Origin of the sequence: Paenimyroides baculatum (assembly GCF_008629655.1) — a bacterium.
Lineage (GTDB): Bacteria > Bacteroidota > Bacteroidia > Flavobacteriales > Flavobacteriaceae > Flavobacterium > Flavobacterium baculatum.
In genome coordinates, this window is the sequence record NZ_VWSG01000004.1 from 103,448 (window position 1) to 116,465 (window position 13,018).

General features: G+C 34.8%; 10 protein-coding genes. 5 read left to right on the forward strand and 5 right to left on the reverse strand.

The annotated features are described in order from the left end of the window. The first annotated feature begins 33 nt into the window (after positions 1-33). The 4 genes from F0460_RS06960 (at position 34) to F0460_RS06975 (ending at position 5,785) form a co-directional block, all read left to right on the forward strand. Complete coding sequence (locus F0460_RS06960; protein ID WP_150011618.1) at positions 34-1,686, forward strand: MFS transporter; 1,653 nt, start codon at positions 34-36, stop codon at positions 1,684-1,686. Positions 1,687-1,694: 8 nt separating this feature from the next. Next, positions 1,695-3,443, forward strand: coding sequence for a peptide MFS transporter (locus F0460_RS06965; protein WP_150011620.1), 1,749 nt, complete (start codon positions 1,695-1,697; stop codon positions 3,441-3,443). Positions 3,444-3,483: 40 nt separating this feature from the next. Then, positions 3,484-5,250 (forward strand): peptide MFS transporter, encoded by a 1,767-nt coding sequence (locus F0460_RS06970; protein ID WP_150011622.1) that lies wholly within the window; start codon positions 3,484-3,486, stop codon positions 5,248-5,250. 79 nt (positions 5,251-5,329) lie between these two features. Continuing rightward, entirely contained in the window at positions 5,330-5,785 is a 456-nt protein-coding gene (locus F0460_RS06975) for a thioredoxin family protein (RefSeq protein WP_150011624.1), read from the forward strand. On the opposite strand, the gene F0460_RS06980 is transcribed toward F0460_RS06975, so the two are convergent. The 5 genes from F0460_RS06980 to surE all read right to left on the reverse strand — a co-directional run bounded on the left by F0460_RS06980 (position 5,764) and on the right by surE (position 10,658). After that, the gene (locus F0460_RS06980; protein ID WP_190304112.1) at positions 5,764-7,752 is read right to left on the reverse strand and encodes a ComEC/Rec2 family competence protein; all 1,989 of its coding nucleotides are present in this window, start codon (positions 7,750-7,752) and stop codon (positions 5,764-5,766) included. The genes F0460_RS06975 and F0460_RS06980 overlap by 22 nt on opposite strands. A gap of 51 nt (positions 7,753-7,803) precedes the next feature. Then, the gene (locus F0460_RS06985) at positions 7,804-8,415 is read right to left on the reverse strand and encodes a C40 family peptidase (RefSeq protein WP_150011628.1); all 612 of its coding nucleotides are present in this window, start codon (positions 8,413-8,415) and stop codon (positions 7,804-7,806) included. Between the two features lie 82 nt (positions 8,416-8,497). Then, positions 8,498-9,616: a lipid-A-disaccharide synthase gene (lpxB, locus tag F0460_RS06990; RefSeq protein ID WP_150011630.1), complete on the reverse strand. Its 1,119-nt coding sequence runs from the start codon at positions 9,614-9,616 to the stop codon at positions 8,498-8,500. After that, positions 9,616-9,903 (reverse strand): hypothetical protein, encoded by a 288-nt coding sequence (locus tag F0460_RS06995; protein WP_190304113.1) that lies wholly within the window; start codon positions 9,901-9,903, stop codon positions 9,616-9,618. Before F0460_RS06995 ends, lpxB begins: the two co-directional genes overlap by 1 nt. Beyond that, positions 9,891-10,658, reverse strand: a complete 768-nt coding sequence (gene surE / locus F0460_RS07000; RefSeq protein WP_150011634.1) for a 5'/3'-nucleotidase SurE — start codon at positions 10,656-10,658, stop codon at positions 9,891-9,893. The genes F0460_RS06995 and surE overlap by 13 nt, the downstream gene beginning before the upstream one ends. Positions 10,659-10,805: 147 nt before the next feature. Between surE and F0460_RS07005 the strand changes: the two genes are divergently transcribed. Next, positions 10,806-12,950, forward strand: coding sequence for a carboxy terminal-processing peptidase (locus F0460_RS07005; protein ID WP_150011636.1), 2,145 nt, complete (start codon positions 10,806-10,808; stop codon positions 12,948-12,950). Positions 12,951-13,018 lie beyond the last annotated feature (68 nt).

Consider the following 13,018-nt stretch of genomic DNA (forward strand, 5'->3'; position numbering starts at 1 on the left):
CTTTATTTGTAAGTTTTAAACTTTCTTAAAAATATGTCAGACAATACAAAACCTTCATTCTTTAAAACGGTAGGATCTTTCAATAAAAATTTCTGGATTGCCAGCTTCATGGAACTAATGGAACGTTGGGCTTGGTACGGAATTTATACACTTCTAGGACTTTATTTGGTTGGATCAACCGATACCGGCGGTTTAGGTTTTGATCACGTGCAGAAAGGAAACATCATGGGGAATATTGTAGGAATACTTTATTTTCTTCCTTTGGTTTTCGGGGTTATTGCAGATCGAATCGGTTATAAAGTATCTTTGACTATTGCTTACATCATCATGATTTCCGGTTATTACCTTTTAGGCGAAGTAAACACGTATTGGAGTGTTTATATGGTTTTCCTATTGGTAGCGGTTGGTGCAGCGTTTTTTAAGCCGGTAGCATCGGCAATTGTTGCCAGAAATACCGACGAAACTACAGGAACCATGGGCTTTGGTATTTTCTATATGATGGTTAATATTGGTGGATTTATTGGTCCGGCAATGTCATCGGGTTTAAGAACTACTTATGGTTGGAAGATTATCTTTATTCAGGCCGCTATCGTAATCGGTATCAATTTAATCATTTTATTACTTTTTTATAAAGAACCAAAGGTTGAAAAACCTAAAAATTCAATTGGTGAAGCCATTAAAGAATCGATATTAGGTATTTTTGAAGCTTTGAAAGATATTCGTTTGGGAATTTTATTATTGCTAATGATAGGTTTCTGGACAATGTTCAACCAATTATTCAACACACTTCCAAACTTTATCGAAGATTGGGTAAATTCAGCAGCAATAAGCAATTGGCTGAATGAAAACCTTCCTGCTTTAGGAGGTTTGTTAACTCAAGACGGACAAGTAAAACCAGAATGGTTTACAAATATTGATTCATTGATGATTATTCTTTTCCAGATTACTATTTCGTTTTTCGTAATTAAAATGCGTCATATCAACGCGGTAATTCGTGGAGCTGTAATTGCAACAATCGGTATCGGTTTAACATTTTACTCGGGTAACGTTTGGTTTACCATTATTGGAACCATGATTTTTGCAATCGGTGAAATGATGTCAAGTCCAACAGTATCATCATTTATCGCCTTAATTACACCAAAAGGAAAAGAAGGTTTATATCAGGGAACATACTTTTTACCCGTAGCGGCAAGTTATTTTGTAACAAGTTTTATTTCAGGAAGTCTGTATCAATCTTGGTCGGATAAATTATCGTTATTGAAGAAAGAAATGGCAGGAAGAAACATTGCAATGCCCGAAGTTGTAACCAAAGAACAATTTATTGAGGAAGGATCAAAAACATTGAATATGTCTATTTCGGCCTTTGAAAAACAATTCAATCTAAAAGCCGAAACAATTGATTGGGCTGTTGTTAAGCAATCTTTTACAGATTTTGCGACTTCAAAAAGTATAAATATCAGTCAGGTACATTTTCCTTTTTCTAAAAACGAATATTTTACTTTAGCAGAACAAAAACTGGGAATGAGCCATTGGGATATGACCAACATGTTGTGGGAAACTTATAATCCTAATAAAATATGGTTTGTAATCGTGGCAATCGGAATATTTTCAATTGTATCGTTAACCATTTATGACCGATTAATTATCAGACCATTGGAAAAAAAACAAAGAACAATTAAAAACTAACTTAACATATGGAAACTACTCCTACAGAGTTTTATAAATCGAATGTTTTAGGACAGCGATCGGGATTATTTGTACTTTTCTTTACCGAAATGTGGGAACGCTTTTCGTTCTACGGAATGCGCGTATTATTAATTCAGTTCTTAACAGCTGCTGTGATCGCAGGCGATCCAAAATCGGGTTGGGCATGGAGCGCAGAACAAGCTGGCGCATTATATGGAACGTATGCAATGATGCTTTACCTAACACCTATTTTTGGTGGTGTAATTGCAGATAAATATATAGGATCGCGTATGGCGGTAATCATCGGTGCCATTATTATGACCATTGGGCATGCTGCAATGGCTTTTGATACTCCGGTAATGTTCTTCATTGGTTTGGCGTGTTTAGTAATTGGAACCGGTTTTTTCAAACCAAATATGCCATCGATTTTAGGAGAAATGTATAAAGATTTGCCTCAAAAGAAAGACGGTGCTTATACTATTTTTTATATGGGTGTAAATGCTGGTGCGTTCTTTGGAATGATGTTGTGCGGATACATTGCAGAAACGCAAGGTTGGCATTGGGGCTTTGGTCTAGCAGGAATTTTCATGTTATTAGGAACACTTCAGTTTGCTTTTGCAAAACCGTTAATGGGTAATTTAGGTATTTTAGATAAGTCTGAAGAAGCTGTTGCTGCGAAAAATGCTGCCGATACGGATAAACGAAATCCATTCACATCGTTAGATTATATTTTAATGACCGTTGTTGGGATCATTGGTTTCTTATACGCTTTTAATGATCCATTGTCGAAAAACGGAATCATAGATATGTTTGCCTTTTTAGATACTCCTGTTTTACGTGGGCAGTATATCATGATATTTATTGCATTGGCTTTATTTATCTACATGTTGGTTTCACGTATTTTAAGATATGATAAAGTTGTACGCGATAGAATGTTTGCCGTTGTTTTATTGGCATTTTTCTTAATTTTCTTCTTCATGAGTTTTGAACAAGGAGCAACATCTTTAGTTTTGGTAGCTCGTGATTATATCGACAGAAGTTTAACAGGAACAGCTTTAACCACATTTAATATCGTAAACGGATTGTTAACCATTGTTCCGTTAGCAATTATTTCATGGGTATTGGTGAAGCTTGCTTTAGCTACTTGGAAAAAAATTGCTTTATCAAACATTGTACTAATTTCATGTTTCGTATTAATTTGGGGAGCCGCTTTATGGATGCTTAAAAATGAATTTTCTAAAGAAGCATCAGAAATTACCGTTTCGTGGTTTTCAACATTAAACTCGTTCTTTATTATTGCGTTGGCATCAACTGTTTCTAAATTATGGGAATCAAAATACAATCCTTCAGCTGCATTTAAATACGGTTTCGGATTATTACTTGTCGCAATCGGCTTCCTTGTTTTAGGATTAGGAGCATCGGAAATTGGTGAAGGTGTTAAAATTTCGATGGCCTTTTTAGTATTAACATACTTATTCCACACGTTAGGCGAATTGTTTATATCGCCAGTTGGTTTATCATACGTTTCTAAATTAGTTCCTGCACGTATGTTGGCATTTATGTTTGGTATCTGGTATCTGGCAATTGCTATAGCACAGAAAGTTGCAGCAGTTTTAGGTGGTCAGGTAGAAACCATTCAAGAAGAATATTCGTTAAGTCATTTCTTTTTCTTATTCACGGCAATTCCGGCAGCAGCTGCGATATTGGTAATGGTGCTAAATCCATTAATTAAAAAATTAATGCACGGAATTAAATAAATTGGTTATCTTTCAAGATTGAAAATTAAAATTATATTGAATGTCAGCAGAAACAGCTAATCCCGATTTTTTTAAATCGAAAGTTTTAGGTCATCCTTCCGGATTATTCGTTCTTTTCTTTACCGAAATGTGGGAACGTTTTTCATTCTACGGAATGCGTGTTTTATTAATTCTATTTTTAACGGCAGCCATTACAGGCAACAATCCTGGTTGGGGTTGGAATGCCGAAAACGCAGGTGCATTGTATGGTACGTATGCTATGTTGTTATACATTACGCCTATTTTTGGTGGAATCATAGCAGATAAATACATTGGTTATCGTTGGGCAGTTGTAATAGGATCGATCATTATGACTTTAGGTCACGCGTTTATGGCTTTTGATACTCCTATTTTTATGTACTTAGGGTTAGCTTGTTTAGTGATAGGAACAGGTTTCTTTAAACCAAACATGACTTCGATATTATCTGAAATGTACAAATCGTTTCCTGAAAAGAAAGACGGTGCTTACACTATTTTCTACATGGGTGTTAATGCTGGTGCTTTCTTCGGAATGATGCTTTGCGGATATTTGGCAAACAATTTAGGCTGGCATTACGGTTTTGGTTTGGCTGGTATTTTCATGTTATTGGGAACATTACAGTTCTGGTTGGCAAAACCATTATTTGGAAACATTGGTGAAGTACCAACAAAAGAAGCAACTTTAGCAAAGGCTGAAGCTGCAAAAGCAGAATTAAAAGAAGGCGAAGAAGACAAAGCAAATCCGTTTACTGTTTTTGATTATGTTTTAATTGCTTTATCAACAATAATTGGACTTTTATATGCTTTTAATGATCCTTTATCTAAAATTGGAGGCATTCACATATTACCTAAAAAATTATTCGGAATGGACGGATCAATTGCAGTTATTGTAATAGGTTTGGTTTTATTCTTGATTTTAGTTGTATCGCGCGTTGTTAGATATTCACCTGTTGTTAGAGACCGAATGATCGCTGTTACCATTTTCGCCTTCTTTACGATTTTCTTTTGGATGAGTTTTGAACAAGGTGCATCATCTTTGGTAATTTTCGCTCGTGATAATGTAGATCGTACATTATTCGGACCATCGTTAACAACATTCAACATTATAAATACATTGTTAACGGTAGTTCCCTTAGTTATTATTTCTTGGGTTCTTTTCTTATTGGCAAAGCAAACTTTTGGTAAAGCACCGGCATCAAACATTGTATTAGCAATTACGTTTTTAGGTGTTTGGGGTGTAGCTATCTGGATGTTAAACAACGAATTCAGTAAATCTGCTTCAGAGATTGATCCTACTTGGTTTTCAATTCTAAACTCATTCTTTATCATTGCATTAGCTTCTTCTGTTTCTAAAATATGGGATTCAAAATTCAATCCGCCTGCAGCCGTAAAATACGGACTTGGTTTAATTATTATGGCAATAGGTTTTGGATTATTAGCTTACGGTTCATACGGAATCCAAACAGGAGTTAAAGTTTCAATGATTTGGTTGGTTTTAGCTTATTTGTTCCATACTTTAGGAGAATTATTCTTATCGCCTGTAGGTTTATCATACGTTTCAAAATTAGTACCTGCACGTATGATTGCTTTCATGTTCGGTATCTGGTACCTTGCAATTGCCATTGGAAACAAATTGGCAGCAGCTGTTGGTGGCGAAATCGAAAACATTACGGCACAATACTCTTTATCAACATTCTTTTTAATCTTTACAATTGTACCAATTGCAGCGGGATTATTGGTAATGATGTTAAACCCGATGCTAAAAAAACTAATGCATGGCGTTAAATAAGGCATGCTTTTTGAAAATAACAAATCCGATAGTTTTTGCTATCGGATTTTTTTTATATTTACGTATTAATTTTTAAACAATGAAAAAAAGCATATTATTAGTATTATTTACTATGGCTTGTTTTGTTAGCCAGGCTCAAGAAATTAAATGGATGAGCATGAAAGATGCCCTTACAGCACAAAAAAAGAACAAAAAACCTATTTTTATTGATATTTACACCGTTTGGTGCGGACCTTGTAAGATGTTGGATAAAAACACATTTTCTGATGCAAAGGTTGTTAAAGAAATCAACGAAAAATACAACGCCGTAAAATTCAATGCCGAAGGTAACGACGAGTTTCAGTTTGGCGGAAAATTATACAAAAACCCAGATTATCAGGAAGCAAGAAAAACTTCAAGAAACGGAATACATCAATTCACAAGTTACTTGCAAGTTCCGGGCTATCCAACAATGGCTGTTATTGATTCGGAAGGAAAAATAACAAAAGGTATCGTTGGTTACAAAACACCAGATCAATTATTACCAGAACTATAATTAACCACATAACTTCCCTTATTACGCATATCGTGGTAAGGGATTTTTCTTTCCTTAAAATACTCCACATATTCCTCAACCAAGTACTGATAATTACCATTTTGTAGTAAAATCATTTTGGGTTGAACATCGTGCATCAATCGGTCTAAATTTATTTTTGGATTCTGATATAATACAACATAATCAAACTGCTGTTTCGGATATACTTCCAAACTATCAATAACCAGCCATTTTTTATCTTTCAACACAAAAGAATTCCCCAAAGAATCAATAGTTGCTACTTTAGAATTTGTGTGTAGTTCATAATTTTTCAGGCTTTGAAAGGTATATTTATTTGCATTCCCAACTCGATTGATACGATCTCCTAATCTATTTAGAATGACCACATTATCTGCATCGCTCATTACTACAATTTCTTCTTTACTTTTATTTTCAATTATATTTTTTAAGGTTATCAATTGAAACAAAACTATCATCGAAAGGAAAATATATACTTTGTTTAGTTCCTTTTTTCGGAAGAACCAAAATATCATAAAAATCATCAACAAAGCCAATATGGTCTGTAAAATCCCAAAATGAAAATCGATCGTTTTCACTGAAAAATAATCAGAAAGGCTACCTAAAACATCAAAGCAAAAAGTACTTATCCAGCTTAAAATTGGAGTTATCAATGCCAATACTTCAACTGAAACCAAACTTAATAGCATCTGCAAAAACCACACAACGAGAAGACCTGATGTGATTGGAATCGCAATGATATTTCCTATCAAGAATAACAGCGGAATCTGTTTAAAATAATAAATACTCAATGGCAAAACGCACAACTGTGCAACTAATGATACACCAACCAACTGACCGAAATAGTTCAAAATCCAGTTTTTAAACGTAAAATAATGTTGAACCACCGGATAACAAAACACAATGGCAAACACAGCGAGATAACTTAACTGAAAACCGACATCGAACAAATAATTAGGATCAAAAAGCAAAATTAGCAGCATACTACCGACCAAAAGATTGATTGTATGAATTCTTCTTTCGGTTAAAGTCCCAACAATCGTCATTAAACACATTAATGCGGCACGAACTACCGATCCTGAAAACCCAGCCATTAAACTGAAGATCAACAGAAAAGCAATCAATATTACAGTTATCGCATTCTTTGAAACACGCAATTTTCGTAAAATATACGAAATGGTTGAAAACAATAATACAACGTGCATTCCCGATACTGCAAGTACATGTAAAATTCCGAAATCTTTAAACTGCTGCTGAATTTCATCATTCAAATTGGTTTTAATACCAAAGAGAAGTGCCTGAATAAAGCCTTGCGTTTTCTCTGAATATCCTAATCTGGAGAATTGTGCGGTTAGATAATTTCTGCCACTAATAATGATCGATTGAAAAGATTTTTCTTCGGTAATTTTAAAAGGTTCGTGGTAAGATGTTATCTGATAATGAATATTTTTCAGTCGTAAATATTCACTATAATTAAAATCGTAAAGGTTTCTTGGTTCGGGCACTTTCTTAATTGTTCCGACCAATTTGTAAACCGTACCGACTTTAGGAATTGTCGATTTATTTGAAAAGGTAACCAAAACTTTAGGCTGATGATTTTGCGATAGCAAATCAGCATACATTCGGTGCGAATAAGCGTTCGATTTTAAAACATCGGTAACTTTTATCGTAAATTCCTTTTCATTTAAATTATCGATAATTACAGGTTCGTTGTTAAAACTGTACGAAAGAAATCCGAGCGAAGAAAAAGCACTAAAAACAGCCAGAATAGTAAATAGATTCAACTTATTGTTAAAGCTCTTATTTCGTTGTAAAATGTAAAGAAAAAGTAGCGCTATGAAAGATAAAAGAGCAACCGATAGCACAACAGCATTTGGAAGCTTAAAATAAAAGCCACAAAAAATCCCACTAACATAAGAAAATGTAATGGGATAAATTGGATATTTCATTACCTTATTCATTAGAATAAAGATATGAAAATTTGAATATTAAATAACTAACTATAATACTTGTCTGTCGTAAACGCGGTTTATTTGTACAAACCCTTTACTGTAATACGCTTCTTTTGTTGAATTGATTGAAACACCTTTAGATGTTGCAGAATGGATAAACTTAATATCGTCTCCGTCTACTTCAATTACGATTCCCACGTGATTTATCACTCTTGAACCACCATTTTTAAAGAAAATCAAGTCACCAGGTTTAGCATCTGTAGAAGATACGCGTTCACCGCGTGATGCCATTTCTTTTGAAGTTCTTGGTAACTCTATATTAAACTGATTGAATGCATTTTTAACAAAACCTGAACAATCCATACCTGTGCGTGACATTCCACCCCATTGGTAACGTATTCCCTGATAATCGTTTGCTACGTTAAGCAATTGTTCGGTTAAATAGCAGTATTTTAATTTTTCAGCTTTTTTAGACGTTTTATTGTCTAACTGGTCATCAATTGCGTTCATTTGTTTATTAATGTTGGCAATTGTAGCCTCTTCCTTTGCCTTCTGTATCTTTGATGTAGTTGTCACAGTAGGTTTTTTGCTTTGCGCAGCAACCTCTGTGCTTAAACATACAGTAAACAAAGTTACTAACGTTAAAGCTAAATTTTTCATTAATTAATATTTTGAATAATAGAATTTATAATCTTTGCTTTGGTATAACACAAATATAGGTTTTTTAATTTTCTTAAACTTCCTAAAAAGTTCTTAAAGTTTTCTTAATTATGTTGATAACTCGTTCGCTTGCACCACCACCGCCTAACAATTCACTTAATTCATGGTACTTTGCAAGCATTTTAGATCGATCCAAATTGTTGATAACTTTATCGAATTCTTTTTTTATGTTCGCTGTATTGCACTCTTTTTGAATTAATTCGGTAACAATTTGTTCATCCATTATTAAATTTACAAGCGAAATATACTTTAATTTAATAACACGCTTTGCAATTTGATACGATATTTCGTTACCCTTGTAAACCACCACCTGCGGTACATTAAACAAGGCAGTTTCCAGCGTTGCCGTGCCCGATGTTACTATGGCTGCGTACGAATTATTCAGCAGGTTATAGGTATCGTTTAAGATTAACTGTACGTTTTCTTGTTTGATGAATGGCTTATAAAAATCGGCATTTAAACTTGGTGCACCTGCAATAATGAATTGAAACTGCGGATAGGAGTCCACAATACGAAGCATTTCGGTAAGCAGTTTTGAAATTTCTTGTTCGCGGCTTCCTGGTAATAAGGCAATGATTGGGCGATCATCCAAACCATAAACTCCTCTAAAATCTACCGACTGATTTTTTTTGAATGTTTCAATAGCATCCAACAACGGATGTCCTACATAATGTACCGGATAGTTATGCTTGTTTTCGTAAAAATCTTTTTCAAAAGGAAGAATGGTGTACATTTGGTTTACATCGCGTTTTATCGCTTTAATTCTACCTTCTTTCCAAGCCCAGATTTGTGGCGAAATATAATAGTGCGTATCAAAACCTTCTTTTTTTGCCCATTTGGCAATGCGCATATTAAAACCGGGATAATCAATAAAAATAATTACATCGGGGTTAAAAGCTTTAATATCCTTCTTACATAAATCGATATTCTTAAAAATGGTTCTTAAATTGGCTGCAACTTCTGCAAAGCCCATAAAAGCCAAATCTTTATAGTGTTTTACCAGCGTTCCGCCAACCTGCTGCATTAATTCGCCTCCCCAAAAACGCACTTCTGCATTGGGTTCTTCCTTAAAAAGGGCTTTCATTAAATTGGCTCCGTGCAAATCGCCCGAAGCTTCGCCAGCTATGATGTAATATTTCATTAACTAAAAATAATGTAGAAGGCAATTAGTATAAACGAGAAAATAACACCGCGTGCACTAAAGTAATTTTCGCGGTTTAAAAACAGATAGAATAAACCGATATTAGGGATTGATCCCAACGAAAATGCTTTTGTAGATACATCGGTCATTTTAAAGATCAAACCGCCATCTAAAGGATTCATCTTTGTAAACAGATAAAACAAAACGCATCCGCATACAAACGAAACTGCCAAGGCACAAAAAGTTCCCAATAAAAATTTTAAAAATCGATCCATTACAATTCCCATGTATTAAGTTGATGTACTGCGTGGTAAGCAGTTAAATCGTATTGTACAGGCACCACAGAAATATATCCGTTGGCAAGTGCCCATTCATCCGTATCTTCGCCTTTGTCGTGATTTACAAAAGTTCCGGTTAACCAGTAATATTTTTTTCCGTGTGGATTGGTGCGCTCATCAAACTTTTCAACCCAAGTAGCTTTTGCCTGTCGGCATATTTTAATACCCTTGATGCTTTTTTCTGCCAGTTTCGGAAAATTCACATTTAAAACAACACCTTCGGGTAAACCGTTCTTAAGGGTTTCCAACGTAATTTTTTTTACGAATTTTTTAATCGGCTCAAAATCGGCGTTCCAACTAAAATCAGCCAAAGAAAAACCTATTGCAGGAATTCCGCTCATACCAGCTTCTACCGCCGCAGACATTGTTCCTGAATAGATTACATTTGAAGCTGAATTAGATCCGTGATTAATACCCGAAACACAAATATCCGGTTTTGCCTTTATAATCTGATCAATTGCAATTTTTACACAATCTACAGGTGTTCCCGAACAGGCGAATTCTTTAATCTCGTCTTTATCAATATAAACCTGCTCTAAAAACAAGGTATTGTTAACGGTAATTGCGTGCCCCATTGCCGATTGCGGACTATCAGGTGCTACAACCACAACCTGACCAATTTCTTTCATAATACTAATTAAAGTACGAATTCCCGGAGCTGTAATTCCGTCGTCGTTCGTTACTAAAATCAATGGCTTTTTCATAAAAAAACTTTTGTTACCGTAAAAGTAATCATTTTAATTAAAAAAGCCCTTAAAACAAGTACCCGCTTAAAACAGTTAACAAAATTTTATTTATCCTTTAATAGTTTTTGTAATAAGAATTTATTTACTTTAGTTGAAAATTATTTGATGACTGCTATTTGGCAATTTATGAAGAGAAATTATAAAGTATTGATACTTGTTGTGGCGCTTGCTGCAGCATTATGGAGTTTTATTCCATTTAAAAAATCGGCCGATCCGGATCCAGAAAAAGAAGCGTTTTTAATGGGTGTTTTAAATTTTGTGCTTACAAATGCGCATTATCATCCGGCAGATTTAAACGACGCTTTTTCGGAAAAAGTATATACCAACTATTTAAAGGTTATAGATGGTAACAAACGTTATTTACTGGAATCTGATATTGAGGTTTTAAACAAATACAAACCGTTGTTAGATGATGAGTTTAAGGAACAGCGCATCAACTTTTTTAACGAAAGTTATCCGTTGTTTCAAACCAGAATTCAGGAAGCAAAAACGTATTATAAGGAAATTTTGGCAAAACCTATAGATTTTACCGTTAAGGAATCGATTGATACCGATTACGAAAAACAACCGTGGGCGAAAAACAAAGAAGAGCTTAAAGAACGTTGGCGCAAGCAGTTGAAGTTGAACGTACTTTCGAGTATCGAAGATAAAATAAAGCTTCAGGAAAAAGATTCTATTGGTAAAGAACCAAAGAAAAATTTTACCGAATTGGAAAAAGAATCGCGTGAAACAACTTTAAAATCACTGAACGAATTTTTTGAATTTTTCGAAGAGATTTCTCGTGAAGAATGGTTATCGGTTTACATCAATACGCTATTAGAGCAGTTTGATCCGCATACGAATTATCTAGCACCGGACGATAAACAGAAATTCGACGAAAGTATGGCGGGTTCTATGGAAGGAATTGGCGCACAGCTTCGTAAAAAAGATCAGAATACCGAAATTACCGAAGTTATTCCTGGTGGTCCTGCCATGAAACAGGGCGAATTGGAAAACGGAGATATTATTTTAAAAGTAGCTCAAGGCGATGAACAACCAGTTGATATTGCAGGAATGCGATTGGAAAAAGTTGTTAAAATGATTAAAGGCAAAAAAAATACAACCGTTAAGCTGACTGTTAAAAAAGCAGACGGAAACGTTAAGGTGATTGCCATTGTTCGTGATAAATTCGAAATAGAAGAAACTTTTGCAAAATCGTCGATCATTGATACACCTGAAGGAAAATTCGGAATCATTCATTTACCTAAATTCTACATTAGTTTTGAAAACCGCGACGGTCGTGATGCTTTTAAAGATGTTGCCAAAGAAGTGGAATATCTTAAAGAACAAAATATAGAAGGAATCATTGTAGATTTACGTAACAACGGCGGTGGATCACTGCAAACGGTTGTTGACATGGTTGGTTTGTTTATTCCGCAAGGACCTGTTGTGCAGGTAAAAGCAAAATCGGGCGAAAGTGATGTGCTTTATGACCGCGATAACAAAACACAATGGACAGGACCTTTGGTGGTTTTAATAAATAATTATTCGGCTTCGGCTTCTGAAATTTTCGCAGCTGCCATTCAAGATTATAACCGTGGTTTGGTTTTAGGATCTAAACATTCATACGGAAAAGGAACCGTTCAAAATTTATTGGATCTAAACAGATTCGGCAATAAAAAAATCGGTGATTTAGGTGCCATGAAATTCACAAGTCAGAAATTCTACCGAGTTAACGGTGGATCTACACAATTGAAAGGTGTAGAAAGTGATTTGGTTTTACCGGATCGTTTCTTATATGTTGACACGGGCGAACGCGACAACGACAATGCTATGCAGTGGGATAAAATTGCTAAAGCAAAGTACAACGTTTTCGATTATAATTTTGCCCCAGTAAAAGACAAAAGTAAGAGCCGTGTCGCTGCCAACGCACAATTTAAACTGATTGATGAAAGTGCGAAGTGGGTAAAATCACAGCAAGACGACAATACATTTCCGTTGGAATATAATGAGTATCTGGCAAAATCGAAACAGTTGGAAGAACAGTCAAAACGCTTCAATGTGTTGAAAGATTATAAAAACAGTTTGGCTTTTACATCATTACCACACGATGAATCTTTGATTAAAAACGATACCGTGCTGCAAAATAAACGCAAACGCTGGTTTAAAAGCTTGAACAACGATGTTTACGTAGAAGAAGCCGTGAATGTTTTAAAAGATATAAAATCAAGTAAATTTAAAATTGGGTCGTCATCAAATTTAGTGAAGTAAATTTCAGTTCGAGCTTGTCAAGAACTTGATCAAAACACAGAATTACTGATAGTCCTTTAAAAAATAAA